The following is a 24,427-nucleotide window of genomic DNA, read 5'->3' as shown; positions in this document are numbered from 1 at the left end:
CTGCGTGCTGTTGACTTAGGGAATGAGAGCCATCTGGAAAGGTGCCATCGCGTTTGGCCTGGTCAACGTGCCCGTGAAGGTCTACAGCGCAACCGAAGATCATGACATCAGTCTGCACCAGGTCCACAATGCCGACGGCGGCCGGATCCGGTACCAGCGCAGGTGCGAGGTGTGCAGCCAGGTGATCGACTACTCGGACATCGAGAAGGCCTACGAGGAGGACGGCAAGACGGTGGTCCTCTCCAAGGATGAGCTCAAGGCCATTCCCGCCGAGAACAGCCACGAGATCGAAGTGGTGCAGTTCGTCCCGTCCGAGCAGCTTGAACCCATGATGTTCGAGAAGAGCTACTACCTGGAACCCGACTCCAAGTCGCCCAAAGCCTACGTGCTGCTCCGCCGTGCGCTGGAGGACACGGACAGGGTGGCAATTGTCCAGTTCGCGCTGCGCGAGAAGACGCGGCTGGGCGCGCTCCGGATCAAGGACGACGTCCTGGTGCTCCAGTCCCTGCTCTGGCCGGATGAGGTGCGCGAGGCGAACTTCCCGTCCCTGGACGTGTCCATCAAGATCTCCCCGCAGGAACGCGACATGTCCGCGGCCCTGGTGGAGTCCATGGCGGCCGATTTCGATCCCGACCATTTCACGGATGACTACCAGGTGCAGCTGCGCCACCTGATTGAGGCCAAACTCGAGCAGGGCGACGCGCTGGACACTGACGAAACCTTTGGTGTGGAAGCCGGGGAGGGCGGCAAGGGCGAGGTCATCGACCTGATGGAAGCGCTGAAGCGGAGCCTGGACCGGAAACGCGGGGGTGCCTCCGGAGCTGCTGCCGGCGGCTCCGGGGCCGGGGCCGCGGAGTCCGGCGACGAGGAAGAGACTGCCAAGCCGGCGCGCAAGAGGGCCACGGCCGGCAAGGCGACGGCCAGCAAGTCCGCTGACGCCAAGACCACAACCAAATCCACCGCAACCAAGTCCACTGCCGCGAAAGCGACCGGCACCAAGACCAGTGCTGCCAAGACCAGTACCGCCAAATCGACGGCCGCCAAATCCACCGCCAAGTCCACGGCGGACAAGGCGTCGTCCAAGCCTGCTGCGAAAACCGCCGCCGGCAAGGCCACGGGCACCAGGGCGCGCAAGCCGGCGTGATGGTCGCGCCCCTGCCGGGAGCGCAGCGTGGATGAGTGCCATGTCTATGAAACTACTAAGCTTGCTTGCTTTTCGGTAGTCGATGCAAAACGGCTCTCTTTACAGCGAGGGCAGGCGCGTCCACAATGAGTCGCATCGCAGCCTCCGCCATGCCGGCAGCGTGCTGTTAGCTCACTGGGAACCATCGCAGTAGGAGGCACAGTCATGAATGACCAGGCTGATGTTCTGGAGGCGGACCGGGCCCTCAAGCAAAAGCACCGGGCCATGTGGGCATCCGGGGACTACCCTGCGCTCGCAAGTGAACTGCTCCCCGAGCTGGGCGCAATCCTCGTTGAAGCCTGCCGCGTCAACTCGCGGCAGCGGGTCCTGGACGTCGCCGCGGGCGCCGGGAACGCGGCCATCCCCGCCGCCATGATGGGGGCGAAAGTCGTCGCCAGCGACCTCACTCCTGAGCTGTTCGACGCCGGCCGCCATCAGGCAGCGGACCGCGGCGTTGAGCTGGAATGGAAGGAGGGGGACGCGGAGGCCCTGCCGTTCGGCGACGACGAGTTCGATACCGTGATCTCCTGCCTCGGTGTGATGTTCGCGCCCCACCACCAGGCCGCAGCGGACCAGCTCCTGCGCGTTTGCAAACCGGGAGGCACCATTGGGCTGCTCAGCTGGACGCCCGAAGGGTTCATCGGCCAGATGTTCGCCGCCCTGAAACCGTTTGCCCCGCCACCGCCACCGGGTGCGCAGCCCGCCCCGCTGTGGGGGAGCGAGGACCATGTACGGGAACTGCTCGGCGAGCGGGTCACGGACGTCCACGCCCGCAAACAGTCCCTGGCTGTCCGGAGTTTCCACCAGCCCGAAGACTTCGTGCGCTACTTCAAGTCCCACTACGGGCCCACCATCTCGGTGTACAAATTCATTGCCGACGACGGGGACAAGGTCAAGGCGCTGGACAATGCGTTGACGGAGCTGGCTGAATCCTTTGGCGATGCCCACGGCGATTCCCCGTTCCAGATGGAATGGGAGTACTTGCTCCTCACGGCAAGGAAGGCCAAGGGCAATGCCGGGTGACTTCGTGGCGGCGTCGTCCGTCACCATCGAGGCCCCGCCCGGCCGGGTGTGGGAGGTCATCACGGACCCTGCGGCCACGAAGGAGTTCATGTTTGGCACGGAGCTCACCACGGACTGGAGCGTGGGCGGGACCCATCAGCTGGCGCGGGAGCTGGGAAGGCAAGGAGTACGAAGACAAGGGAGTGGTCCTCGAAGTGGAACCCGGCCAGCGGCTGGTGTACAGCCACTTCAGCCCGCTCGGGGGCCAGGAGGACAAACCGGAAAACTACCACACCCTGACCTGGACGCTGCAGGACCAGGGTGGCCGGACGCTGCTGACACTGGCCCAGGACAACAACCCCACAGCGGAGGCGGCCGAGCACTCACAGGGAATGTGGGACCGGCTGGTGGCAGACGTCAAGAAGCTGGCTGAACGCGGCTGACACACCTGGTTCGGCCGGACACCTAACGCAAGCGGCCGCCGTCGGACACCTCCCGGGGAAGGGAAGGTCCGACGGCGGCCGTGCGGCTCTGCTGTTGCTGCTACTCGGCGTCGTGGTCCGTTTCCAGGATCTGGACCAGGTGCTCCAGGGCCGTGTCAGCGCCGTCGCCCTCGGCCCGGAGGACCACCACATCCCCGTGTGAGGCGCCCAGGCTCATGAGGGACAGGATGCTGGCGGCATCCATGGCCTCGTCCGCCGGCTCGCCTTCGCGGGCGATGGTGATGTCCAGGTCGTACTCTCCTGCTGCCTCGGCAAAGATGGCGGCGGGGCGGGCGTGCAGGCCCACGCGGCTGGCGACGGTTGCTGTGCGTTCTGGCATTTTTGCTCCTTTGTCTTCCGGCGGGCTTGGTGAATGCCGGGTAGAGGTAGTGGGTGAGGCAGGGTCAGACGGTTGCTGGAACGGTCTCCACCGTAGCAGCGGTCTTGCGGGCTGCCCAGCGCTTGAGAGCCACCACAGCAAGCGCGCTGACGATGGTTCCGGCGATGATCGCGACCACGAACATCAGCAGGTTGCCGATGGCGAAGAACACGAAGATACCGCCGTGAGGCGCCTGCGACGTAACTCCGAAAGCCATGCAAAGTGCACCGGTGAGGGCGCCGCCCACCATACTGGCGGGGATGACGCGCAGCGGGTCGGCTGCGGCGAACGGGATAGCCCCTTCGGAGATGAAGGAGGCACCCAGCAGCCAGGCCGCCTTGCCGTTTTCGCGTTCGGCCAGGCTGAAAAGCTTCTTGTCCAGGACAGTGGCCAGGGCCATCGCCAGCGGCGGCACCATGCCGGCTGCCATCACGGTGGCCATGATCTGCCACGGTGCCTGGTTAGTGGCACTGCCGGCACCGAGCCCGGCGACAGCGAAGGCGTAAGCGACCTTGTTGACGGGTCCGCCGAGGTCGAAGCACATCATGAGTCCGAGGATGATGCCGAGGACGACGGCGGAGGCGCCTGACATGCCCGAGAGCCAGCCGTTGAGGGCCTTGGTGAGGCCGGCGATTGGGCCGCCCAGCACGAGGAACATCAGGCCGGAAGCCACGATCGAGGCGAGCAACGGGATGATGACAACAGGCATCAGGCCGCGCAGCCAGCGGGGCACCTGCCAGGAACCGATCAGGTGGGCAATGTAGCCGGCCAGCAGGCCGCCCACGATGCCGCCGAGGAATCCGGCACCCATGAAGCCGGACACGGCACCGGCAACAAAACCGGGGGCGATGCCGGGGCGGTCAGCGATGGCATAGGCAATGTAGCCTGCCAGTGCGGGAACCAGGAAGCCCATGGACAGGGCGCCGATCTTGAAGAAGACGGTGCCAAGGTAGAGGGCGAGGTTGCCGTTGGGCAGGTTGAACAGGGTGTTGTTGGCCAGGATGTCGTTGGCCTTGGTGCCGAGCGCGATGTCGAAACCCGCGAGCAGGAAGCCCAGGGCGATCAGCAGGCCGCCGCCGGCAACGAACGGGATCATGTAGCTGACACCGGTGAGCAGTGCGCGCTTCAGCTTCTGGCCGATGTGCTCGCCCTTTTCGTCCGCCTCATGCTCGGCCTGCTCTTCCGCCCCGAAGTGCGGGACACGGCGGGCGTGGGGGTTGTCCGCTGCCGCGAGGGCCTCCTGGACCATCTTCGCGGGCTCGTCGATGCCGCGCTTGACCGGCGCGTTGATGACGGGCTTGCCGGCAAAGCGTTCCTTGCCGCGTACGTCCACGTCCACGGCGAAGATGACGGCGTCGGCGGCAGCGATGACGGCGGGGTCCAGCGGTTTAGCGCCGGAGGAACCCTGCGTCTCAACCTGCAGGTCCACACCGGCTTCCTGTGCGGCGAGAACCAGTGAGTCAGCCGCCATGTAGGTGTGGGCGATGCCGGTGGGGCATGCGGTCACGGCTACGAGGCGCTTGGGGCCCCGGCTGGCGGAACCAGCGGCACCGGTTGCCGTGCTGCCGGCAGGTGAGGAGGAGCCGGCACCGACAGCTGCGCCAACCGGGACGGCGTCAGCAGCGGGCGCGGCGTGGGCGGCCGGCTTGTCAGCCAGTGCGCCGTCCACCAGGTCCACGATCTCCTCGCGCGAGGAGGCGTTGCGCAGGGCTGCGGTGAAGTCTTTCTTGATCAGGGACCTGGCGAGCTTGGACAGCAGCTTGAGGTGCTGCTGGTCAGCGCCGTCCGGGGCTGCGATGAAGAAGATCAGGTCCGCCGGGCCGTCCTTGGCGCCGAAGTCCACCTTGGGATCCAGGCGGGCCATGGCCAGGGTGGGTTCGTTGACGGCCGCGGAACGGCAGTGCGGGATGGCGATGCCTCCGGGGATACCCGTGGCAGTTTTCTGCTCGCGGGCGAAGGCGTCCGCGAAGAGGCCTTCAACTTCTGAAGCGCGTCCGGTGGCAGCTACTTTGCTTGCCAAGTGCCGGATCACCGTCTCGGGGGAATTGCCCAGGTTCTGGTCGAGCTCGACCAGTTCCGTGGTGATGAGCTGGGTCACTGTCAATCCTTTCGAAGGGCCGTGATGGTTACGGCATCCGGGGTGGTTTGGTGGACTGCCGGGACAGTGGACCCCGGCAGGGAGGCGGCTGCGGCACCGTGGGCCACCGCCTGACGAAGGCAATCGGCCGGGGCGGCGCCCTGGCCTTGGGCGAGCAGGTAGCCGGCCAGGGCTGAATCGCCCGCGCCGACCGTACTGACCGCGGCGACCGGCGGGTGCGTGGCCAGCCACGCGCCGTCGGCCGTTACCAGGACAGCTCCCTTGGATCCGAGAGTTGCCAGCACAGCACCCACACCGGAACGTACGACGGCGGCGGCTGCTGCTGCGGCTGCAGCCGGGTCCGCTTCCAGTTCGTCTGCGGTGGCCGGAGAGGCGAAACCGGCTGCGGCAGCCAGCTCCGCCAATTCTTCGGCATTGGGTTTGAGGAGGTCCGGTTTTCCCGAACCATTGGCTGCCCCGCTGCCGGACAACCCGCCGGCCAACCCTTCGCTGGATAGGCCGTCGCTGGAGACGGCGGCGGCAAGGGGGGCACCGGAGGAGTCCACGGCGATCTGCGGGGCGGTGCCGTCTGCGGCGGAGCGCACCCGGCGGGCCACCGTGGCGTAGAAGTCGGCGGGGAATCCCGGGGGCAGCGAACCGGCCAGGACCACCCAGCTGGCACCGCGGGAGCTCTCAACCAGCAGCTTCATCAGGGATTCCTGCTGGTCCGCATCGAGCAGCGGGCCGGGTTCGTTGATCTTGGTGGTCACGCCGCCGGGCTCGGTGAGCGCGACGTTTGTCCGCAGCGGCTCACCGATAGGCAGGGAAACGAAGGGCACGCCGCTTTCGCGCAGGCCGGCCAGGACCGGATCGCTGTCCGCGCCCGGGAGGACGGCCAGGGATTCCAGGCCGGACGCCACCAGGGCGCGGGAGACGTTGACGCCCTTGCCGCCGGACTCCTGGCTGACGGAGACGGCCCGCTGCACTTCGCCCCGTGCAAGCGGGCCGGGGAGGGCCACGGTCCGGTCAAGGCTCGGGTTGGCGGTGAAGGTGACGATCATGCGATCACCACGTCTACGCCGGCGTCCTCAAGGGCGGCTGCAAGTTCCGGGCCGGGTTCGCTGTCTGTAATCAAGGTGTCCAGATCTTTCAGGGAGGCGAACTGGACCAGGGTTTCCGTGTCCAGCTTGGAGGAATCGGCCAGCACCACGATCCGGCGGGCCGATCGGACGAAAGCTGCCTTGACGGCGGCTTCCTCGGGGTCAGGAGTGCTCAGGCCGAACGATGCGTGGATGCCGTTGGTGCCGATGAATGCGATGTCCGGCCGCAGCCTGCTGGCCGCCTCCACCGTGGCCTGGCCTACGGCAACCTGGGTGATTCCGCGGACTCTTCCGCCGAGGACATCGAGCGCAATTCCAGGAATGTTGGAAAGCTTGCCGGCGATGGGGAGGGCGTGGGTGATGGCAACCAGCTCGGCCCGGGCTTCTGTTCCGTCGGAAGGTTCGACGGCGGTGCGCCGGGAGAGCAGGTCTGCCAGCACTTCGGTGGTGGTGCCGCCGTCAATCAGGACGCTGCCCGGGGACGTGCGGGGGATGAGGGCCAGTGCCGCCTCTGCGATGCGGACCTTCTGGTCCGGACGCTGGATGGCCCGCTCGGTGATGCTTTCTTCTGTGGTGCTGAACCTGTCCGTGGCGACTGCGCCGCCGTGCACCCGCCGGACGGTTCCAGCGACCTCGAGCGTGGCAAGGTCCCGGCGGACGGTTTCGGTAGTGATGCGGAAGCGCTCGGCCAGGTGGGTCACGGTGACCCGGCCGGTGCCGGCTACAAGCTCGGCAATCTTCTGCTGGCGCTCCTCGGCGAACACATACCCTCCGTTGCGTAAGGCTTGCTGTTAGTGACTGGCATCACATGATGTTGAGTTACTTGACTTTATCTTTGCTTCTGTTGGTTTGTCAATGGAAACCCACACGAAACAAAATTGACGAGGTTTGCGGTCCCGGTCCGGGCGCTGCTTCTGGGAGCCTTCGGACGCCGATAAAGCCCCGCAAAACTTTGGGGGCAGCGAAAAGCCGGGCCGGACCATGGCGGTCCGGCCCGGCTTTCCTCGGGTTCACGACAGGTTTTCTATCCTCGGGTTCCTCCGGCCCTGGCTACAGCCCGCCGTCCCTGCTTTCGTTCCTGGTGATGCGCTCGCCGGTGTTCGGATCCACGACTGACCGGGTTTCACTGATCCGCCGGCTGCGGCCCGGCGAGGCGAGGATCAGCGAGGCGATAAGGCCGATCACGCCCACGGCCATCAGGATGTAGCCGATCAGCACCTGGTCAACGAAAGGGATCAGGCCCGGAGCAACCGCCCAGGCGAGGATGGCGCCGAGTGCGATGAGGAAGATGGAAGAACCGATTCTCATGTGCTGCTCCTTGATGGTCACGGAAAGGGCCTTGTCTCGGCCCGCGACGGAATAATAAGTATGCTGTCCGTCATGCGCCACGCTACAGCCCCGAGGTGCCCTGTTCAATGGTTTTGGCCCGTCCCCGGACGTCTCAAATGGGTAACACCCTTGCGGCCAGAGGCTGGGGTTTCTGGCCCTTGGCCTGGCTTAGTGGCGCACCTTAACGGCGTGGCTTCAGCGGCACGGCTCAGGTGCCGGGGCGGCCTGGCTCGCTAGGCTGATCCGATGAAAACAGTTGTGTGGTCAAAGCCCGACGAAGAGCGGGCGGGCACTCCGTTGCTGGTGATGATGCACGGCTACGGCACCGACGAGTCCCGGATGGTCCGCCTCTTTGAGAACTTGCCGGCGGAATTCACCTGCGTGGCGCTGCGCGCACCCATGGCGATCGGGGACCACTACGGCTGGTTCCTGCTGGACTACTTTTTGGCCAACGACTTCGCTGACGTGATCAAAGCTTCCAACGCCGTCCAGACCTGGATCAACAGCGTTAAGGGCCAGCACACCAGCGTCAGCCTGCTCGGCTATTCCCAGGGCATGGCGATGGCCAGCACCCTGCTGCGCCTGCATCCCAAGGACTACGCAGCGGTTGTGGGGCTTTCCGGCTTCGTGCTCGAAAATGAACTCCTGTCCCTCACTGAGTCCTTCGATGCGCCGCCGCCATTTTTCTGGGGACGGGACAAGGCTGACCTGGTCATCAACGAAGACGCGGTGGCTTACACGGAGGAGTGGCTGCAGGACAACACGCTCCTCACCGCCAGGACCTACCCCGGCATGGGCCACGCCATGTCCAAGACGGAAATGGTGGATGTCAGCGCCTTTCTCCGCCACTACGTGCTTCGCGCCAACCGGACCGCGGGCGCCTAGCACCTTCCGGGCGCAGGCAGCGAGACGTGCGTCACAAACAGCGCTGGCGAAAAAACAGTTGCCAGCCAAATTTGTAAGCGCTTACACTCGACTTCGGCCTCAAATGGGGCCTTGATCTGCGTGGACAAGGAGGGCGGTGTGGTGCGGATGGTTTCCGGCAACAGTTTATGGCGTGCCGTTGCTTGCTCCCGCCGCAGTGCCGGACGCCCGGTCAGCTTGTCCGCCAACCCGGAACAGGCCCATGATGGTAGGGATAAAAGGATCAGCAAGGCCCCCGGCGGGACAGCAACCGGGACCACGCCGCTGCGCATGTAACGCCGGCCGGCCCGCCGGCTCTGCAGATGATCCGGGCACCGAAGCCACCACACCCCAGAAGCAACGCCTTCGAGGCTGCCCGCCGTCTGAAAGGACACCGCACCACGCATGAGTGAAAATACCGCAACGGACCAAACAGTCAACAGCCTCACCGCCTGGACGGGCGCCTCGGCCGTCCTCTTTGATCTCGACGGCGTACTGACGCCCACCGCAACGGTGCATGAGCAGGCGTGGCAGGAGTTGTTCGAAGGCTACCTCTCATCCCGGCCGGATATTACGGGCTACAGCGAGAGCGATTACTTCGACCACATCGACGGCAAGCCGCGCTTTGACGGCGTCCGCGATTTTCTGGCCTCGCGCGGGATCGTCCTTCCGGAAGGTCCCACCGACGACGACCCCGCCAACACCACCGTCCAAGGTCTGGGCAACCGCAAGAACAGAATTTTCAACAACATTGTCAGCACGGGCGTGGAACCGTTCGAAGGCTCTGTCCGCTTCCTGGCAGCCGTCCTGGACTGCGGCCTGAAGGTCGCCGTCGTCTCCTCCTCACGCAACGCACCCGCCGTCCTGGAAGCAGCGGGACTCAGCCGCCACTTCCGTGTGGTGGTGGACGGTGTGGTGGCAGCCAGGGAAGGCCTGCCGGGCAAACCCAGCCCCGCCACCTACCAGTACGCAGCCCGGCTGCTGGACCTTCCCAGCGAGGAGTGCGTGGTGGTGGAGGACGCAGTCTCCGGTGTCCAGGCCGGACAGGCAGGTTCGTTCCACTCGGTGATCGGAGTGGACCGGGGCGCCGGACGGCAAACGCTGCTGGAAGCCGGAGCAACCGTGGTGGTCAACGACCTCGACGAACTCCTCTAGCCGGCCGGGCATACAGCCGGATTCCCCATCCCGGCGCCCGCACCCAACGAATTACTTCAGCAGACAGCAAGCAGCACCCAAGCTGCCGCGCCCGCAGGGGCCAATGACAGCTGCCCCAGCACACGCCTAAGGACCCCAACACCATGGCTCTCATCACCGCAGACCGCGAGCGGTTCCCCAACACCCCCTGGCAACTCGTCGAAACACGCCACGAGCCGGGCGCGGAAGGCGCCCTGGAAACCCTTTTTGCCCTCGGCAACGGGCACCTGGGAATCCGCGGCGCCCACTGGGCGGCGGCCGACTCCGACCTGCCGGGCAGCTTCATCAACGGATTCCACGAGATCTGGGACATCAAGCACGCCGAAAACGCGTTCGGCTTTGCACGCACCGGTCAGCGAATCCTGTACATCCCGGACGTCAACAACTTCACCGTGGTCATCGACGGGGAGTCCCTCAGCCTGGCCGAATCCGAGATCCTGGATTACCGCCGCTCCGTTGACTTCGGCACCGGCGTCTACGAATGCCGCATCACCTGGCAGTGCCGCTCCGGCGCCGTCGTCACCACCACTGAGCGCCGCGCCGTCGGGTTCGCCTCCCGCGGATCCCTCGGCATTTCGCTGGACGTGGCCACGGACCGGGAGATCTCCCTGGACGTCACGTCGTCGGTGATCAACCGCCAGGACCAGCCGGTGGAGGACCACTCGGTCCATGATCCGCGCAGGGCGGGCCGCCACGCTGGACGCGTGCTGCTGCCCCTGCGCCTCGACGGCGGTGGCGGCTCGCTGCGCCTGGCCTGGGAAGCCGCGGAATCAAAGCAGCGCGTGGGCGTTGCCGTGGACCACTGGACCTCGGCAGGCCACCAGCCGTTCGATACGCTCGTGGACCAGGACGACAGCAGCGTCCGCTACGTGCTGGCAGTGAGCGCGGATGAGCCCTTCCGCCTGGAAAAGACCGTCAGCTATGCCGCTGGCCGCGCAATCCAGGACGCCTCCATTGACGCAGCTGCCGTCGCGGAAGAAGGCCTGCGGCCGGTAGCCGACATCTTCGCTGAAAGTGAAGCGCACTACCGCGAGCACTGGGCCACCGCCGATATTGTGGTGGCCGGCGGCGGGCCCGAACTCCAGCAGGCCATCCGCTGGAACCTGTTCCAGCTTGCCCAGGCAACGGCCCGCGCGGACGTGGCCGGGATCCCCGCGAAGGGCGTTACAGGCTCGGGGTACGAGGGCCACTATTTCTGGGACCAGGAGGTTTACCTCCTCCCGTACTTGACCTACACCAACCCTGTGGGCGCCCGCCAGGTCCTGGAGTTCCGCCACGCCATGCTCCCGGAAGCAAAGATCCGCGCCAAGGAACTGAGCGTGGAAGGCGCTTTGTTCCCGTGGCGGACCATTAACGGGCTCGAGGCCAGCGCCTACTACGCCGCCGGCACCGCCCAGTTCCACATCGCCGCCGCCATCGCCTTCGCCACCAACCGGTTCGTCTGGGCCACGGGCGACGTCGAGTTCCGTGACGGCATTGGGGCCGAGCTGCTGATTGAAACGGCCCGGATGTGGATTTCCCTGGGCTTCTTCGGCAAAGACGGCATGTTCCACATCCACGGGGTCACCGGCCCGGACGAATACACCGCAGTGGTCAACGACAACCTCTACACCAACGTTATGGCCCGGTTTAACCTGCGTGCCGCCGCCGCCCTGGAACACGCCGGCGTCGCCCAGGAGGAGCGGCAGTTGTGGCAGGCCGCCGCGAACCGTATGCACCTGCCGTTCGACAAGCGCATGCAGGTGTACTCGCAGGACAACGACTTCATGACCCTGGAGTCATGGGACTGGACCACGCCACGGTCCAAGTACCCGCTGCTGCTGCACTTCCACCCGCTGGTCATCTACCGCCACCAGGTCCTGAAGCAGGCGGACACCGTCCTGGCGATGTTCCTCCAGTGGCAGGATTTCACCGCCGAAGAAAAGCATCGGGCCTTCGACTTCTACGACCCGCTGACCACGGGAGACTCAACGCTTTCCGCCTGCGTGCAGGGCATCATGGCCGCCGAGGTGGGATACCAGCGGGAAGCGCTGGAGCACTTCACCAACGCAGTGTTCATCGACCTGGACGATACGCACGGCAACACCATCGACGGCGTGCACATCGCCTCCACCGGCGGGGTATGGAGTTCCCTGGTCTGCGGCTTCGCGGGCCTGCGGGACCAGGGTCCTGTTCCGTTCTTCGATCCCCGGCTTCCCGGCGGCTGGGAGGGACTCACCTTCCATCTCAAGATCCGTGGACGCCTGCTGCTGGTCCAGCTCGGCGCCGGCGCGATCACGCTGGCCATCCAGGACGGCGAATCGCTCGAGGTGGATGTCCGCGGCCAGCTGTTCGCGGTTGGTGCCGAACCTGTCCAGGTGCCTCTCGCACCCGTCCCGGAGCCGGAGTCCACGGTGTTCCCGAGCGGACATCCGACGGCGAGCATTCCCGTGGTGCGTGCCACTAACGACGTGCCGCGCCCGGCTGCCTAGTCTCCGCCCGCCGTCGTCCGCTCCGCCTCAGGTGAGCGGTCCAGCGGGTGGGCCAGTTCGTCCTCGGACATCCGTGCCGCCATCATGGCGATGACCGCCATGATGGGGCACACGCCCCCGGCCACCACGAAGATCAGCCAGATGGGCAGGACTTCGGCGGCGGGCCCGGCCAAGGCCATGGATACCGGCATCAGCGCGAGTGAAACAAAGAAATCCAGGCTGGACACCCGGCCCAGGAGGTGCGGCGGAACGCGCCGCTGGAGCAGCGTGCCCCAGATGACCATGCCCACGCTGCCGGTGGCGCCGAAAATGAACAGTGCCGCCGCGATGGTCCAGAAGTTATCCATGATCCCGACGGCGGCGAGCGGCAGGCTGCCGGCGCCCCAGCTCACCATCATCACGGTGAGGTAGCGCCGCGGCAGCCGCAGGGAGGCAGTGAGCAGCGAGCCCAATGCGGCGCCCACGCCCATCACGGCCAGCAGGAAGCCAAACACGCTGGAGTCGCCGCCGAGCTGGTCGCGGACCACAAACGGGAGCAGCACCTCGATGGGGCCGATCAGGAACAGCACCGAGATGCACGCCCAGATCAAGGTCCAGAGCAGCCACGGGGTCCGCAGTGTATAGCTGACACCTTCGCGGAGGTCCTGGAAAAAGGATTTCGTGCCGCGCGCTGCGACGCCGCCGTCGTCCGCGCCGTTCACCGGCGCGGCCAGTCCGTGCTGGCCCAGGAAGTTCAGGATGATGAAGGCCGAAAGGTGGCACAGGGCCACCGCCGTCACGGCGTGCGACGGCGACAGGGCAGCCACCACAACGCCCGCCACAGCAGGCCCGGCGGCCTGCTGGAGCACCGGCCGCATGGACCCCTCCATGCCGTTGGCGGCGAGAAGGTCCTCCGCCGGGAGGATCCGCGGCAGGATGGCCGAATAGGCAGGGAAGAAGAAGGCAGCGCCCACGCCGAGCACAAAGGCGCCCGCAGCAACATGCCAAAGCTGCAGCCAGCCTGCGAGGGCCAGCCCGCTGATGCCAGCGATCACCGCCAGGTTGGCTCCCTCCACGGCGATGATCAGGCGGCGCTGCGGAATCCGGTCAGCGGCGATGCCCCCGGCCAGGACAAAGGCCACCAGGCCCACGCTCCCGGCAGCGGCCACCAGGGACAGTTCCAGCGGTCCGCCGCCGAGATGGATCACCTGGTAGACCATGGCCACGGCCCACATGCCGGAGCCGAAAATGGAGATGGCCAGCGCGGAAATCAGTACCCGGTACTCACGGTGGACAAAGGGCCGCAAGGCTTTGGGAGCGGGCATAGGGTAAGTCTAGGCTTCACCCGCCGTGCCCTGGCATGGTGTTCAGCAACCTTAGTATTGAGGAAAGGCCGCAAACCACGGCCTGCGAGACCAACAGAGGTGACCATGGCCAAGCGCAGCAATCCCGCAGTACGAATCGCACACGAAACCGCCCACAACGCAGTGTTCGACGCAGACGGCAAACCCAAGCCCGGCGTCCACACTGTGCTCCTCCGCGCGGTGGAGATCCAGCGCCCGCTGGTCCTGGCGTACATCCGCCGGCTCCAGAAAAAGCACCCGGGCGCCACCGCCGCCCGGCTGGCAGACATCCTGGAACGCGATTATCTCCGTGCGGTTACCGGCGGCGGCGCCGTCGTCGGGGCAACGGCCGTGGTGCCCGGCGTCGGCACCGTGGCATCCCTGGGACTCTCAGCCGCAGCGACGGTCGGGTTCCTCGAAGCAACCGCCCTCTACGCCACCTCCCTTGCAGAGCTGCACGGCATCCGCCTCACCAACCCGGAAAAGGCCAGCACCATGGTGATGGCCCTCATGCTGGGCGAGGAGGGAACAGCCCTGCTCGGAACACTCAGCGGCCAGGCCGCCGGCAACGGCATGAACGCCACCAGGGCCTGGGGCAACGTTTTGTCCAAATCCACCGTGCCCGGCTTCGGCTCGATCCGGAACCGCATCCAGAAAGCCTTCCTCAAAAACCTCCTCAAACGGCAGGGGACTGCCCTGTTCGGCCGGGCGCTGCCGTTCGGCATCGGCGCGGTGGTGGGCGGAGCCGGTAACCTCATCATGGGGCGGGCAGTGGTGTCGAACGCCAAGGAAGCGTTTGGTCCCATGCCGGACACCATCCCCGGCGAGCTCAACGCCGCCGCACCGGAGCACCTGACGCTGGAAGGCAACAATTTTGGATCTCAACGCTGACCTCGGCGAATCATTCGGCTCGTGGACCATGGGGGACGACGCCGCCATGTTCCAGCTGGTCACGAGCGCCAACGTGGCCTGCGGGTTCCATGCCGGCGACCCCGTCACCATGCTGGACAGCTGCCGCGCTGCGTACGAGCTGGATGTAACTGTTGGGGCACACGTGGGCTACCGCGACCTCGCCGGTTTCGGCCGCCGTTCCCTGGACATGTCCTTCGACGAGTTGTTTGGCGATGTGTTGTACCAGTTGGGCGCGCTCGACGGCGTGGCGCACGCCGTGGGTGCCTCCGTGGACTACGTGAAACCGCACGGGGCGCTGTACAACCGGCTGGTCCACGACGCCGATCAGGCCTCCGCAGTGGTGGCAGCCGTGAACTCCTACGATCCCGGCCTGCCCATCCTGGGCCTGCCCGGGTCCGAGCTGCTGAAGCAGGCGAAGGAAGCGGGGCACCCGGTCTTCATCGAAGCCTTTGTGGACCGCGCGTACCAGGCCGACGGGACATTGGTGCCGCGCTCGCAGGAAGGTGCCGTCCTGCACGACGTCGACGCGATCGTTGAGCGGGCCGTGCGCCTTGCCACCAGGGGTGAAGTCGTGGCCCTGGACGGGACATTGGTCCAGGTGCAGCCGGACTCACTGTGCATCCACGGCGACACCCCGGGCGCAGTCGGGATGGCAGCGGCGGTCAGGGCAGGGCTTGAAGCCGCCGGCGTGGAGCTGGAAGCGTTCGCGTAGCAGCACTCACCCGAAGATCAGGTGCGCCACCGTAAAGATTGCCAGGCCGGCCAGTGAGCCCACCACGGTTCCGTTGATCCGGATGAACTGCAGGTCCTTGCCCACCTGGAGCTCGATCTTCTGCGAGGTCTCCTCGGCATCCCACCGGGCCACCGTATCCGTGATGACCGCGGCGATGTCGGAGCGGTAGGTTCGTACCAGGTAGGCGGCGGCGTCGCCGATCCAGGCGTTCACCTTCCCCGCCAGTTCGGGGTCGTTGACCAGCCGGGAGCCGAAGTCGCGGACGGCTCCCTTGAACTTGATGGTCAGGTCGCTGTCCGGATCGTCAATGGCGCCCAGCAGTGCATTCTTCACCGTGCCCCAGGTGCGGGAGGCGAGTTCACGCACTTCGGGGTCCCCCAGGACCTGTGCCTTGATGTCCTCGGCACGGGCGATCATGGCCGGATCGTGCTGCAGGTCCTGGGCGAGGTCGTTCAGGTACTTGTCGATCTGCTGCCGGACCTGGTGGTTCTGGTCGGCCTGCACAGCGCGGACAAACTTCAGGATCTCCACGTAGACCTTGTCGCCCACCAGGCCGTCTACAAATTGCGGGACCCAGGTGGGGGAGCGGTCGGACACCAGATGGGTCACGGTCTCGTGGTTATCATCCACCCAGTCCGCAGCCCGGTCCACCAGCAGGTCCACCAGCTTGTGGTGGTGGCCATCGTGGAAAATCCGCTCGGCCATCCTGCCCACGGGAGGTCCCCACGGCGGAGCCAGCAGGTGCTTACGCACCATTCCCTCGATCACTGCCTGGACGTCGTCGTCGTTCAGGACCTTGAAAGCGCCGCGGATGACGGCGGCACCCTCCTTGGCCACGCGCTCCGCGCCCCCGGGCGCGGCAAGCCACTCGCCCGCGCGGCGGGCGATGTTGACGCTGGCCAGCTTGTCCTGGACCACCTCTTCTGACAGGAAATTGGTTTCCACGAACTCGCCCAGCGAGGCACCGATCTGGTCCTTGCGGCGCGGAATGATGGCGGTGTGCGGGATCTTGATGCCCATGGGGTACTTGAACAGCGCGGTGACGGCGAACCAGTCGGCCAGCGCACCCACCATGCCGCCCTCGGCGGCAGCCCGCACGTACTGGAGCCACGGATACTCCCGCTGCAGCGCGAACGCAAAGACAAAAACAACGGCCATAGCAATGAGCAGCGCCAGCGCCACGAGCTTCATCTTCCGCAGCGCTGCCGCCTTTTCGGCGTCACCGGCAGTGAGTTGCTGGCGGACGACGGCGGCACGCGCCTTTGTGCGGTCCCTTCCGGGAGGTGGCCCGGACGTTGCCGGCCTGGCGGGTGCTTCCCGGGTAGTTGGCTCAGAGTTCACCTGCATGTGCCAAGCCTAGTCCCGCAGTCCGGGCCGGGTCCGCTACCGTGTCTGCATGACTACTGACGAGTCACTGCCGCAGCGGCCGCTGGTCTTCGCCCACCGCGGTTCGAGCGCCGCGTTCGCCGAACACACCCGCGCCGCCTACCTGCAGGCGCTGGCGGACGGAGCCGATGGTGTGGAGTGCGATGTCCACCTGTCCCGCGACCAGCACGTCATCCTCCTGCACGACGCCAACCTGGACCGTACTTCCGATGGAACCGGGCCGGCGGCGGAGCGGACACTGCGCGAACTCCGCCGCCTGGACTTTTCCTCCTGGAAGGGTGTTCGCATCCCTGAAATGTACGGGGCGCGCTCCGAGCAGTTTCTGACCCTTCCCGAGCTGCTGGGGATCCTCCGCCATGCCGGCCGGCCCGTGAGGCTTGCTATTGAGCTGAAGCATCCCAGCCCGTACCAGCTCAAGCTGGAGGACCGCGTGCTTGAGGTCCTCCGGACCGAGGGCTGGGAGGCGGCGGACTCTTCGGTGGATAACGTCTCGGTGACCTTTATGAGCTTCAGCCCGGAGTCCGTCCGCCGGCTCCTCCGGTCCGTTCCGCCGCAGTACGTCTGCCAGTTGGTGGACGACGTGGACGTGCGGGAACTCCGCGGGGAACTGGGCCTGGGCCTGATCACCGGGGGCGCGATCGCGAACGTGATGAAAGCTGCCCAGCTGGAAGGGGAGCGGATCCTGGATGCCGGCGAAGCCGGACTGGCCGGCCCCGGTGTGGACTATGTCCGCCGGCATCCTTCCACCATCCTTCGATGGCTGGAGCGGGGCCGGCGGTTCCGGGTGTGGACCGTGGACACTGAACAGGACGTGTCGCTGTGCCAGGGACTGGGCATCCACGAGATCACCACCAACGTGCCCGCCCGCGTGTTGGGGCAGCTGCACGTGGCGTCGCCGCAAGGAAGGTAGGGGGGCAGATGGCCGGGGAAGCTGCCGGCGCCGTTCCTCCGCTGTACCGCTGCCTGGAGCCGGTATTCACGGACGCCGGGCTGGTGATGGGTGACGCGGCCGCTTCCTGGTCCGGTCCCCGGCGGTGGTGGCGCGGCGCGCTGGACGTGGAAGGCCTGGCACTCGGTTCCGTGGGGGCTGCGGCCGCAGCTTTGAACCTCCTGACAGGAAGGCCCGGCCGGTTCGGCACCACTGCGGCCCTGGCCGCGGCCGCCTTCGACTCCTACGGCCACCTGCGCATTGACGGGCGTAAGATCCAGGGCTTCGCCCCGCTGTCCGGCTTCCGGCCTACCCGTGACGGTTGGATCCGGCTCCATGCCAACTACCCGCACCATATGCAGCGGCTGATGCAGGCGCTGGACGCCACTACGGCAGACGGGGTGGCTGCAGCCCTCGCCGCCATGTCCTCGCTCGAAGCAGAAGCCGCGATCCAGGCCCGGGGAGGAATCGCCGCCGCCGTTCGAAGCCGGCAGGAGTGGCTCAACTCAGGCATGGGCAGCGCTGCCCGTACGGGGCCTTGGATCGACCTGCGCCTTGCCGGCAGTGGAAGTGCCGGGCCAAAGCCCAGGCACTTGCCCGGGGACGACCCATTCCGCCCCCTGGCCGGAGTGCGGGTGCTGGACTTGACCCGCGTCATTGCCGGACCCGTATCCACCCGGTTGCTGGGGTCGCTTGGCGCCGACGTCCTGCGGCTTGATCCGCCGGGCCTTCCCGAAATTACCGATCAGTTCGTGGACACAGGGTTTGGCAAGAGAAGCGCAGAGGCGGACCTGGCAACGCCCGGGAACCGGCACCTGCTGGAACAGTTGCTGGCCACCGCCGATGTTGTCATCACGGGGTACCGCCGCGGCTCCCTGAACCGCTTCGGGCTGGAACCGGAAATGCTGCTGGCAGTCCGGCCGGAGTTGGTGGTGGTCACGCTGGACAGCTGGGGAAGCGCGGGGCCCTGGAGTGGCCTGCGCGGCTTCGACAGCATTGTCCAGGCGGCAACCGGAATCGCCGAACTTTACGGGGCAGGGAACCACGACGGCGAGTGGCAGCCGGGTGCGCTGCCTGTCCAGGCCCTGGACCATGCCACCGGGTATGGCGTGGCAGCGGCAGCGATCGCCCTGCTCGCCAGGCGCCGGCACAAGGGGCTTGGCGGATCGGCACGGCTGTCCTTGGCCCGCACCGCCGAGGAGCTTTTCGCATTGCCCGAACCCGGGCTGCCCCGACCCGAGCTACCCGCACCCGAACTGTGCACCATGGCCAGCACCTACGGGGAACTGCGCTACGCGGGGCCGCCCCTCCTGGTGGACGGACAGCCGCTGGACTACCCCGGCCCGCCAGCAGCCTATGGAAGTTCCGCGCTCGCCTGGGCCTGACCGGTTTTAGGGCCCTGCCGCGCTTGTGATTGAGTGGAGGCATGCTTTTTCCCCGGTCCGGCCAGGCCCCCCAGAGCCTTTCCGCTGCGGCCATGAGTGCCCTCCTGCTGGCCAGCGCCATGAAACACTTCCGCGAGCCCCGGTTCTACCGCCAGGTGGTGCCGGACTACCTCTGCCTGGAGGACAGGGAAAGCGGTACGGAACCGCACCGTCATGGGCCGCTCGCCGTGATGACACGGGAGGAATGGATTGCCGTGAGTGGACTGCTGGAACTGGCGGCCGCCGTCGGAATCCTTGTCCCGCCGGCGCGCAAGGCAACGGCCACCGCCCTCACCGCCATGTTCGCCGTCTTCCTGGCCGGGCACGTCGACGCCCTCCGGCGGGCCTACAGCCCCGAAGGTACTCCCGCCGAGCGCACGGTGCACACGCTGCGGCTTCCGCTTCAGGCGCCGCTCATCCTGTGGGCCTGGAGCCTTCGAAAGCCTGCGCTGCGTCCCGGCCAGCCTGCGCCGGGAGCCTGGACGTGAAGCTCCTGCAGTCGCCTGCCGTTCGCGTGGGGCTTTCCATCAGTGTTGCCACCGGGCTGTATGGAGTCTCCTTCGGTGCCTTGTCCGTCACGTCCGGACTGGACTTTTGGCAGACCATGGCACTGAGCCTGCTGCTGTTCAGCGGCGGGTCGCAGTTTGCGTTCATCGGCGTGGTGGGTGGAGGCGGCTCAGGCATCGCAGCCATGAGTGCGGCCACGCTGCTGGGCATGCGCAACGGAATCTACGGCATGCAGCTCAACGCGCTCCTGCACCCCACCGGATGGCGCAAATACGTTGCTGCGCAGGTGACCATCGACGAGTCCACCGCCACCAGCACGGGGCAGACCGATCCCGCTGAACAGCACCGCGGCTTTTGGGCAGCGGGCCTTGGCATCTACGTGCTCTGGAATCTGTTCACTGCGGTGGGGGCGCTTGCCGGCAGCGGGCTGGGCGACCCGAAGCAATGGGGGCTTGACGGTGCGGCAGTGGCTGCTTTCCTGGCACTGCTCTGGCCCCGGCTCAAGGGCCGCGAACCGATCGCCATCGCGGTGGTTTGCGCGGTAGCCACGGTGGTGGTTGTGCCGTTCGTTCCGGCCGGCGTGCCGATCCTGGTGGCAGCCGTGGTGGCGGCGGTGATCGGCTGGTACAGCCACGGGCGCAGCGACGAGGGCCTGGAGCCGGATGTGGAGCCTTACCGGGAGCACCACCACCGCGGCGCGGATCACCGGCAAGCTGAAGGCCGGCAAGCGGAAGGCCGGGAGCGCGGCCAGGGCCAATCCGGAGTGGACACATGAGCCTCTGGATCTGGCTGCTCATTGCGTGCGCCTTGGCCTATGCCTGGAAGCTGATGGGGTACTTTGTCCCGGCCAAGCTTCTCGAGAACCCGCGGATGTCGAGGGTGGCAGGAACCATGACCATCGGGTTGCTGGCTTCCCTCACCTTGGTGAACGCCGTGGCGTCCGGGCAGTCACTTGCTGCGGACGCCCGCCTCGGCGCGCTCGCGGCGGCAGCGATCGCACTCGCGGTGCGGGCGCCGTTTCTGCTGGTGGTGGTGGTGGGTGCGGGAACTGCTGCCGTGCTCCGGATGCTCGGCTGGAACTGAGCCGGTACCGGGAACGTGACATCAGTCACTACCGTTGGGAGCGGCCAGTTGTAGGATAAAAGCGGCTATGCAGTTGGCCGCGAATGATTCCTATGAATGGCGACGATGGACAATCAACTGCATGCGGCCGGGGAAAGAGCCGGGCGGCCCCACTTCCACAAGAATGGCCGTCGCCGCGCAGGGCTTCCAGCCAAACGATTTTTTAAGCGTTTTGCGGGCTTGTCCGATGTTCCTGCCGAAGATCTTGAGGCGCTGTCAGAAAGCCTGCAAAGGGCAATGGACCTTGATCCTGCATCCCCGGTTCTGGCGCTGCGGGCCTTGGTGCGTGAAGAGCTCCGGGCCAGGGGCGCGGGCAGCAGCTAAGCCGGCCAGTCACGCTACTCCGTGCGCAGCGCCTTCGCTCGAATTTGAACCGACCGGATCGGATCGGCGCGCGCTTTCTTCAACGGCCATCTCATACCAGGCCTGCGCGCCGTATTCCGGTTCGGGAGTATCCAGGTTCTGGAAAAGGGCATCCAGCAGTTTTGCCAGTTCCTCCGCCGGCAGGGCGGGAAGAACCTCCTCTGGACCGCGCGGATCGGTGATGTAGTGCAGAAGCCTGGAACTGTTCATCACGATGCGGCCATCGGCCGGAGGTGCACGAACTGGGGCATGGATGGCTCCTTCTCGAACGAACAGAGAGGCTGGCTGCGTAACCCACTTGAAGTGTATTGCACCCACCCGGCGCCCACAATGGGGGAATCTGCCGCCCAAATCACGCTGCCCGGGCTCGTTTGAGCTGCCTGTCCGGAGTTATTTCTCAGGTGCAGGCCTGTCAGGGGAGCGGCGGCAGGGGAGCAGCAGGCACCGGCACATGGGCAGGGAGCGGGCGGCTGGGCCTGACAGTCCTGATGGCGTCCTCCACGAGGGCCAGGGGCCTGCGCCACGCATCGGATCCCGGTTCCATGGTGTCCACAACTCCAATGAGCATCGCCAGCAGCCGGAACATGTCCGTCATGGAGATGTCCTCGCGCAGGCTTCCCTGGCCTTGCCCGCGCACCAGCAGCACGCTGATCGATTCCATCAGTGAGCCCGTAATGCCGGTCAGCAGTTCCCTGCGGCCGGCAACGGCCCCGAGGAGGTTTGCGTCGTCGCTGGCGGCAGCCATCAGGGCTTCCAGGACCCGCAGCAGCCCCGCGGCGGCGTCGATATCTGCCAGGGCGCCGTCCACCACAGGATCAACGCTGAGCCGGAGCTGCCGGTTGAGGGCTGCAAGGACCAGCTCCTCCTTGTCCGAAAAGTTCCGGAACAGCGTGGCGGGCCCCACCCCTGCCGTTGCTGCGATCGTCTGGAGGGGAACATCCGGGCCGAACTCGCGGAAGCATTGGCGCGCCGCCGTGATGATCTTGTCCACGTTCCGCGCTGCGTCGGCGCGGAGGGGCTTGCGGGCGACTGCGAGGCTCATGCCAAAAGGTTAGCAACGGAGGTCCTGCCGTTCACCGTTACTGGAGGGTAGGGGGTTTTGTGACGGCGGCAGCGGTACGTTCCGCCTGCGTCCGCTCCTCCGCCATGGGACACTGGCCCTATGCTGCTTGCCTTTTCCGTTGCCCCCTCCGGTACCCCCGCTGAAGGTTCCCGGCCCGTGGACGCGTCCGTTCACGACGCCGTCGCCGCCGCGGTGAAAATCGTCAGGGATTCAGGCCTGCCCAACACAACAGACTCAATGTTCACCACCATTGAGGGTGAATGGGATGAAGTTTTCGACGTCGTGAAGCGGGCAACGGAGGCGGTGGGCCGCTACGGCAGCCGCGTATCCCTGGTCATCAAGGCCGACATCAGGCCCGGGTATTCAGGTGAGTTGACGGCCAAGGTGGACCGGCTGGAAGAAGCACTCGCCCAGGACGCTTCTTAAGGCTCGTGCCCGTTGGCACCGGCTCCGCGCTGTGTAAATCTCTGGACCCGCGGGGAGCCCCGTGCCAGACTGTGCCCATGTTCGAGCACAAGCCCCGGCCGGAGTGGATCGCCACCGAAAAGTTCCTGTCCGACGTCGTGGTCCATCCTGATCCGGCCCTGCTCCGGGCGGTGCAGTCCGCCGCTGAGGCCGGCATGCCGCCCATCGAGGTGGCGCCCAACGCAGGCAAACTCCTGAAGCTCCTGGTGCAGCTGTGCGGCGCCCGCAGGGTTTTGGAGATAGGCACGCTGGCGGGCTTCAGTACCATCTGGATGGGGCAGGGACTGCCCGACGACGGCACGCTGGTGACGTGCGAATTCCTCCCCAAGCACGCTGAAGTAGCGTGGGCAAATATTGACTTCGCCGGGCTGGGACAGAAGGTGGAGATCCGGCTGGGACCTGCCCTGGACACGCTCGCCGCGCTGGCCGAGGAGGACCGGGACCCCTTCGACTTCATCTTCATTGACGCCGACAAGGAGAACAACAGCCACTACCTGGACTGGGCGGTGCGGCTCGGCCGGCCGGGCGCCACGGTCGTGCTGGACAACACCATCTGGGAGGGCGCGGTCCTGGACCCCGGAATGGATCCCGTCAACGCACCGGGGATCCTCGATGCCCTTAAGCTGCTGGGCGGGCACCCCCGTCTCGACGCTACCGTTATTCAGACCGTGGGCTCCAAAGGCTGGGACGGATTCGCGCTGGCGCGGATAAAGTAGGACGCTCCCCGGCATCCAAATGTCCGGGCCTCCATCAAACTGCTAAGTATGCTTATAGTAATTGTCCGGTTGATCGGCAGCCGGATACGCAGCTTAGTGGAGGAAAATGATGAAAGCGTCGCCCACCCTTGCCAGTAACCTGCAAATGGTGCTCACTGACCTCATTGAGTTGCACCTGCAGGGAAAGCAGGCCCACTGGAACCTGGTGGGCACCAACTTCCGTGATCTTCACCTGCAGCTGGACGAAATTATTGCCGCTGCCCGGCTGTTTGCCGATCAGGCAGCCGAACGAATGAGGGCCCTTCACGCCCTGCCGGACGGCCGTAGCAGCACTGTCTCTTCCGGCAGCCGCCTGGAGGAATTCCCACAGGGGCTGACCAGCACGAAGGACACCGTCAAGCTGATCACCGGGCGGCTGGAGCGGACTGTCCAGACCATGAGGGATGTCCACGACGAAGTGGATGAGGAAGATCCCACCAGCGCTGACCTGCTGCATGCTGCCATCGAGCGCCTGGAACAGCTGGCCTGGATGGTCAATGCCGAAACCATTTCTGCCACGGCTTCGGTTACCGAACCCGCCTAGCGGATTTTCGCTTAAGCGGGCGGGGAATTGAAGCCGGCCGTTCACTCGAAGCCGGCAGCGGACTGGAGCGGTGAGGACAAAAAGGGGGCTGCTGCGGAATTCGCAGCAGCCCCTTTTCCAAAGCCGGATTATCGGGGACCTAATCCTTCTTGAAAGCGTCCTTGACTTTTTCGCCGGCCTGCTTCAAATCGGCCTTGGACTGGTCCATTTGACCTTCAGCGCGCAGGCTTTCGTCGCCCTTGGCCGCACCTGCAGTTTCTTTGGCTTTGCCGCCCATCTTTTCCGCGGCATTATCGATCTTGTCATCCAAACCCATGGTGATTCTCCCTTCGGCTGGTGGCCGGCGGACGATAATGCGCCGGTCATGCCTTTATGCTAACCAGCCAAAGGCGCCTTCAACAGGGTATGGAAAAGAACTCAGACCAGATCGGGCGCGCTGGCCACGATGTAGTCGGCGGCGGCGGGACCCGTCATGGACAGGTTGTTGCTGTCCGGATTGATCCCCTGGGCCTGCAGTGCCTCCCACAAGGCTTCCGGGGCCCGCAGTTGCTCTTTCCCGAGCAGGCACCAACTGGTGTAAAGCCCATAGAGCTCGTCACGGCGGAGGCCCAGCCCGGGCTCCCTGTCCGCGACGACGGCTTCAGCAATAAATTGTTCAAAATGGGTGGCAGGCATGTTCGCTCATTCGGGGTCGACCGTGTTGCCGCCGTATCTGCTTCAGCGGCCCTGCGCGGCTCCCGGGGGTGCCGAGCAGAGTACACCTGAAACTATGGCAGGGGGCTC

General features: G+C 66.0%; 27 protein-coding genes and 1 pseudogene. 17 read left to right on the top strand and 11 right to left on the bottom strand.

Translation table 11 applies throughout. The annotated features are described in order from the left end of the window. The first annotated feature begins 22 nt into the window (after positions 1-22). The 3 genes and pseudogenes from QF047_RS18410 (at position 23) to QF047_RS18400 (ending at position 2,628) form a co-directional block, all read left to right on the top strand. Complete coding sequence (locus QF047_RS18410) at positions 23-1,144, top strand: Ku protein (RefSeq protein ID WP_307280006.1); 1,122 nt, start codon at positions 23-25, stop codon at positions 1,142-1,144. Positions 1,145-1,348: 204 nt separating this feature from the next. Further along, a complete protein-coding gene (locus tag QF047_RS18405) occupies positions 1,349-2,206 on the top strand; it encodes a class I SAM-dependent methyltransferase (RefSeq protein ID WP_307280004.1) in 858 nt (285 codons plus the stop codon). Next, a pseudogene (locus tag QF047_RS18400) lies at positions 2,124-2,628 on the top strand (SRPBCC domain-containing protein). The gene QF047_RS18405 and the pseudogene QF047_RS18400 overlap by 83 nt, the downstream one beginning before the upstream one ends. A gap of 100 nt (positions 2,629-2,728) precedes the next feature. Here QF047_RS18400 and QF047_RS18395 read toward each other — a convergent pair. The 5 genes from QF047_RS18395 to QF047_RS18375 form a co-directional block, all read right to left on the bottom strand. After that, positions 2,729-3,007, bottom strand: a complete 279-nt coding sequence (locus QF047_RS18395) for an HPr family phosphocarrier protein (RefSeq protein WP_307279999.1) — start codon at positions 3,005-3,007, stop codon at positions 2,729-2,731. Positions 3,008-3,071: 64 nt separating this feature from the next. Next, the gene (locus tag QF047_RS18390) at positions 3,072-5,144 is read right to left on the bottom strand and encodes a fructose-specific PTS transporter subunit EIIC (RefSeq protein WP_306637764.1); all 2,073 of its coding nucleotides are present in this window, start codon (positions 5,142-5,144) and stop codon (positions 3,072-3,074) included. 2 nt (positions 5,145-5,146) lie between these two features. Continuing rightward, on the bottom strand, positions 5,147-6,184 hold the full coding sequence (locus QF047_RS18385; RefSeq protein WP_306637765.1) for a 1-phosphofructokinase family hexose kinase: 1,038 nt from the start codon (positions 6,182-6,184) through the stop codon (positions 5,147-5,149). After that, positions 6,181-6,987 (bottom strand): DeoR/GlpR family DNA-binding transcription regulator, encoded by an 807-nt coding sequence (locus tag QF047_RS18380; protein WP_306637767.1) that lies wholly within the window; start codon positions 6,985-6,987, stop codon positions 6,181-6,183. The genes QF047_RS18385 and QF047_RS18380 overlap by 4 nt, the downstream gene beginning before the upstream one ends. Positions 6,988-7,273: 286 nt before the next feature. After that, positions 7,274-7,531, bottom strand: coding sequence for a DUF6458 family protein (locus QF047_RS18375; protein WP_157239533.1), 258 nt, complete (start codon positions 7,529-7,531; stop codon positions 7,274-7,276). 267 nt (positions 7,532-7,798) lie between these two features. Between QF047_RS18375 and QF047_RS18370 the strand changes: the two genes are divergently transcribed. From QF047_RS18370 to QF047_RS18360, 3 genes are all read left to right on the top strand, one after another. Next, on the top strand, positions 7,799-8,437 hold the full coding sequence (locus QF047_RS18370) for an alpha/beta hydrolase (protein ID WP_307279990.1): 639 nt from the start codon (positions 7,799-7,801) through the stop codon (positions 8,435-8,437). Between the two features lie 423 nt (positions 8,438-8,860). After that, positions 8,861-9,610, top strand: a complete 750-nt coding sequence (locus tag QF047_RS18365) for an HAD family phosphatase (RefSeq protein WP_307279987.1) — start codon at positions 8,861-8,863, stop codon at positions 9,608-9,610. Positions 9,611-9,753: 143 nt separating this feature from the next. Then, on the top strand, positions 9,754-12,120 hold the full coding sequence (locus QF047_RS18360; RefSeq protein WP_307279985.1) for a glycoside hydrolase family 65 protein: 2,367 nt from the start codon (positions 9,754-9,756) through the stop codon (positions 12,118-12,120). Here QF047_RS18360 and QF047_RS18355 read toward each other — a convergent pair. Next, positions 12,117-13,424, bottom strand: a complete 1,308-nt coding sequence (locus tag QF047_RS18355) for an MFS transporter (protein ID WP_307279982.1) — start codon at positions 13,422-13,424, stop codon at positions 12,117-12,119. The two genes, QF047_RS18360 and QF047_RS18355, sit on opposite strands and share 4 nt — an antisense overlap. 105 nt (positions 13,425-13,529) lie before the next feature. On the opposite strand from QF047_RS18355, the gene QF047_RS18350 reads away from it, so the two are divergent. Continuing rightward, the gene (locus tag QF047_RS18350; RefSeq protein ID WP_307279979.1) at positions 13,530-14,333 is read left to right on the top strand and encodes a hypothetical protein; all 804 of its coding nucleotides are present in this window, start codon (positions 13,530-13,532) and stop codon (positions 14,331-14,333) included. After that, positions 14,317-15,066: a LamB/YcsF family protein gene (locus QF047_RS18345; RefSeq protein ID WP_307279977.1), complete on the top strand. Its 750-nt coding sequence runs from the start codon at positions 14,317-14,319 to the stop codon at positions 15,064-15,066. The genes QF047_RS18350 and QF047_RS18345 overlap by 17 nt, the downstream gene beginning before the upstream one ends. 6 nt (positions 15,067-15,072) lie before the next feature. Here the strand turns inward: QF047_RS18345 and QF047_RS18340 are convergent, their stop codons facing one another. Then, positions 15,073-16,434 carry a DUF445 domain-containing protein gene (locus QF047_RS18340; RefSeq protein ID WP_307279975.1) on the bottom strand — a complete coding sequence of 454 codons (1,362 nt, stop codon included), beginning with the start codon at positions 16,432-16,434 and terminating at the stop codon, positions 15,073-15,075. A 49-nt stretch (positions 16,435-16,483) separates the two neighbouring features. Here QF047_RS18340 and QF047_RS18335 point away from each other — a divergent pair, with 49 nt between their 5' ends. The 6 genes from QF047_RS18335 (at position 16,484) to QF047_RS18310 (ending at position 20,778) form a co-directional block, all read left to right on the top strand. Next, the gene (locus QF047_RS18335; RefSeq protein ID WP_307279973.1) at positions 16,484-17,383 is read left to right on the top strand and encodes a glycerophosphodiester phosphodiesterase family protein; all 900 of its coding nucleotides are present in this window, start codon (positions 16,484-16,486) and stop codon (positions 17,381-17,383) included. A gap of 8 nt (positions 17,384-17,391) precedes the next feature. After that, the gene (locus tag QF047_RS18330; RefSeq protein WP_307279970.1) at positions 17,392-18,786 is read left to right on the top strand and encodes a CoA transferase; all 1,395 of its coding nucleotides are present in this window, start codon (positions 17,392-17,394) and stop codon (positions 18,784-18,786) included. Between the two features lie 41 nt (positions 18,787-18,827). Continuing rightward, a complete protein-coding gene (locus QF047_RS18325) occupies positions 18,828-19,313 on the top strand; it encodes a hypothetical protein (protein WP_307279967.1) in 486 nt (161 codons plus the stop codon). Next, positions 19,310-20,107 (top strand): AzlC family ABC transporter permease, encoded by a 798-nt coding sequence (locus QF047_RS18320; protein WP_307279964.1) that lies wholly within the window; start codon positions 19,310-19,312, stop codon positions 20,105-20,107. Before QF047_RS18325 ends, QF047_RS18320 begins: the two co-directional genes overlap by 4 nt. After that, positions 20,104-20,415, top strand: a complete 312-nt coding sequence (locus tag QF047_RS18315) for an AzlD domain-containing protein (RefSeq protein WP_306637782.1) — start codon at positions 20,104-20,106, stop codon at positions 20,413-20,415. The genes QF047_RS18320 and QF047_RS18315 overlap by 4 nt, the downstream gene beginning before the upstream one ends. Before the next feature lie 96 nt (positions 20,416-20,511). Then, positions 20,512-20,778 carry a hypothetical protein gene (locus QF047_RS18310; RefSeq protein WP_307279960.1) on the top strand — a complete coding sequence of 89 codons (267 nt, stop codon included), beginning with the start codon at positions 20,512-20,514 and terminating at the stop codon, positions 20,776-20,778. 9 nt (positions 20,779-20,787) lie between these two features. On the opposite strand, the gene QF047_RS18305 is transcribed toward QF047_RS18310, so the two are convergent. Continuing rightward, on the bottom strand, positions 20,788-21,027 hold the full coding sequence (locus tag QF047_RS18305) for a hypothetical protein (RefSeq protein ID WP_307282054.1): 240 nt from the start codon (positions 21,025-21,027) through the stop codon (positions 20,788-20,790). A 202-nt stretch (positions 21,028-21,229) separates the two neighbouring features. Then, positions 21,230-21,859: a TetR/AcrR family transcriptional regulator gene (locus tag QF047_RS18300; RefSeq protein ID WP_306637786.1), complete on the bottom strand. Its 630-nt coding sequence runs from the start codon at positions 21,857-21,859 to the stop codon at positions 21,230-21,232. A gap of 120 nt (positions 21,860-21,979) precedes the next feature. On the opposite strand from QF047_RS18300, the gene QF047_RS18295 reads away from it, so the two are divergent. From QF047_RS18295 to QF047_RS18285, 3 genes are all read left to right on the top strand, one after another. After that, entirely contained in the window at positions 21,980-22,306 is a 327-nt protein-coding gene (locus QF047_RS18295) for a thiamine-binding protein (protein WP_306637788.1), read from the top strand. A 77-nt stretch (positions 22,307-22,383) separates the two neighbouring features. Continuing rightward, positions 22,384-23,061 carry an O-methyltransferase gene (locus tag QF047_RS18290; protein WP_307279955.1) on the top strand — a complete coding sequence of 226 codons (678 nt, stop codon included), beginning with the start codon at positions 22,384-22,386 and terminating at the stop codon, positions 23,059-23,061. Between the two features lie 109 nt (positions 23,062-23,170). Continuing rightward, complete coding sequence (locus tag QF047_RS18285; RefSeq protein ID WP_307282051.1) at positions 23,171-23,644, top strand: Dps family protein; 474 nt, start codon at positions 23,171-23,173, stop codon at positions 23,642-23,644. 139 nt (positions 23,645-23,783) lie between these two features. On the opposite strand, the gene QF047_RS18280 is transcribed toward QF047_RS18285, so the two are convergent. Both QF047_RS18280 and QF047_RS18275 read right to left on the bottom strand, forming a co-directional pair. After that, a complete protein-coding gene (locus QF047_RS18280; RefSeq protein ID WP_307279954.1) occupies positions 23,784-23,960 on the bottom strand; it encodes a CsbD family protein in 177 nt (58 codons plus the stop codon). A gap of 101 nt (positions 23,961-24,061) precedes the next feature. Then, positions 24,062-24,319 carry a hypothetical protein gene (locus QF047_RS18275; RefSeq protein ID WP_307279951.1) on the bottom strand — a complete coding sequence of 86 codons (258 nt, stop codon included), beginning with the start codon at positions 24,317-24,319 and terminating at the stop codon, positions 24,062-24,064. Between the last annotated feature and the right edge of the window lie 108 nt (positions 24,320-24,427).

This window comes from Arthrobacter sp. W4I7 (genome assembly GCF_030816215.1).
Classification (GTDB): domain Bacteria; phylum Actinomycetota; class Actinomycetes; order Actinomycetales; family Micrococcaceae; genus Arthrobacter; species Arthrobacter siccitolerans_A.
The sequence above is the reverse complement of the archived record's forward strand: the minus strand, read 5'-3'. Positions and strand labels throughout refer to the sequence as shown.

What these genes read in the sequence shown, in the direction of transcription:
- QF047_RS18410 (WP_307280006.1), top strand. Translation starts at nt 23, where the DNA reads ATGAGAGCCATCTGGAAAGGTGCCATCGCGTTTGGCCTGGTCAACGTG.
- QF047_RS18405 (WP_307280004.1), top strand. Translation starts at nt 1,349, where the DNA reads ATGAATGACCAGGCTGATGTTCTGGAGGCGGACCGGGCCCTCAAGCAA.
- QF047_RS18395 (WP_307279999.1), bottom strand. Translation starts at nt 3,007, where the DNA reads ATGCCAGAACGCACAGCAACCGTCGCCAGCCGCGTGGGCCTGCACGCC.
- QF047_RS18385 (WP_306637765.1), bottom strand. Translation starts at nt 6,184, where the DNA reads ATGATCGTCACCTTCACCGCCAACCCGAGCCTTGACCGGACCGTGGCC.
- QF047_RS18375 (WP_157239533.1), bottom strand. Translation starts at nt 7,531, where the DNA reads ATGAGAATCGGTTCTTCCATCTTCCTCATCGCACTCGGCGCCATCCTC.
- QF047_RS18370 (WP_307279990.1), top strand. Translation starts at nt 7,799, where the DNA reads ATGAAAACAGTTGTGTGGTCAAAGCCCGACGAAGAGCGGGCGGGCACT.
- QF047_RS18365 (WP_307279987.1), top strand. Translation starts at nt 8,861, where the DNA reads ATGAGTGAAAATACCGCAACGGACCAAACAGTCAACAGCCTCACCGCC.
- QF047_RS18360 (WP_307279985.1), top strand. Translation starts at nt 9,754, where the DNA reads ATGGCTCTCATCACCGCAGACCGCGAGCGGTTCCCCAACACCCCCTGG.
- QF047_RS18355 (WP_307279982.1), bottom strand. Translation starts at nt 13,424, where the DNA reads ATGCCCGCTCCCAAAGCCTTGCGGCCCTTTGTCCACCGTGAGTACCGG.
- QF047_RS18350 (WP_307279979.1), top strand. Translation starts at nt 13,530, where the DNA reads ATGGCCAAGCGCAGCAATCCCGCAGTACGAATCGCACACGAAACCGCC.
- QF047_RS18340 (WP_307279975.1), bottom strand. Translation starts at nt 16,434, where the DNA reads ATGCAGGTGAACTCTGAGCCAACTACCCGGGAAGCACCCGCCAGGCCG.
- QF047_RS18335 (WP_307279973.1), top strand. Translation starts at nt 16,484, where the DNA reads ATGACTACTGACGAGTCACTGCCGCAGCGGCCGCTGGTCTTCGCCCAC.
- QF047_RS18330 (WP_307279970.1), top strand. Translation starts at nt 17,392, where the DNA reads ATGGCCGGGGAAGCTGCCGGCGCCGTTCCTCCGCTGTACCGCTGCCTG.
- QF047_RS18325 (WP_307279967.1), top strand. Translation starts at nt 18,828, where the DNA reads ATGCTTTTTCCCCGGTCCGGCCAGGCCCCCCAGAGCCTTTCCGCTGCG.
- QF047_RS18315 (WP_306637782.1), top strand. Translation starts at nt 20,104, where the DNA reads ATGAGCCTCTGGATCTGGCTGCTCATTGCGTGCGCCTTGGCCTATGCC.
- QF047_RS18310 (WP_307279960.1), top strand. Translation starts at nt 20,512, where the DNA reads ATGGCGACGATGGACAATCAACTGCATGCGGCCGGGGAAAGAGCCGGG.
- QF047_RS18305 (WP_307282054.1), bottom strand. Translation starts at nt 21,027, where the DNA reads ATGAACAGTTCCAGGCTTCTGCACTACATCACCGATCCGCGCGGTCCA.
- QF047_RS18300 (WP_306637786.1), bottom strand. Translation starts at nt 21,859, where the DNA reads ATGAGCCTCGCAGTCGCCCGCAAGCCCCTCCGCGCCGACGCAGCGCGG.
- QF047_RS18295 (WP_306637788.1), top strand. Translation starts at nt 21,980, where the DNA reads ATGCTGCTTGCCTTTTCCGTTGCCCCCTCCGGTACCCCCGCTGAAGGT.
- QF047_RS18290 (WP_307279955.1), top strand. Translation starts at nt 22,384, where the DNA reads ATGTTCGAGCACAAGCCCCGGCCGGAGTGGATCGCCACCGAAAAGTTC.
- QF047_RS18285 (WP_307282051.1), top strand. Translation starts at nt 23,171, where the DNA reads ATGAAAGCGTCGCCCACCCTTGCCAGTAACCTGCAAATGGTGCTCACT.
- QF047_RS18280 (WP_307279954.1), bottom strand. Translation starts at nt 23,960, where the DNA reads ATGGGTTTGGATGACAAGATCGATAATGCCGCGGAAAAGATGGGCGGC.
- QF047_RS18275 (WP_307279951.1), bottom strand. Translation starts at nt 24,319, where the DNA reads ATGCCTGCCACCCATTTTGAACAATTTATTGCTGAAGCCGTCGTCGCG.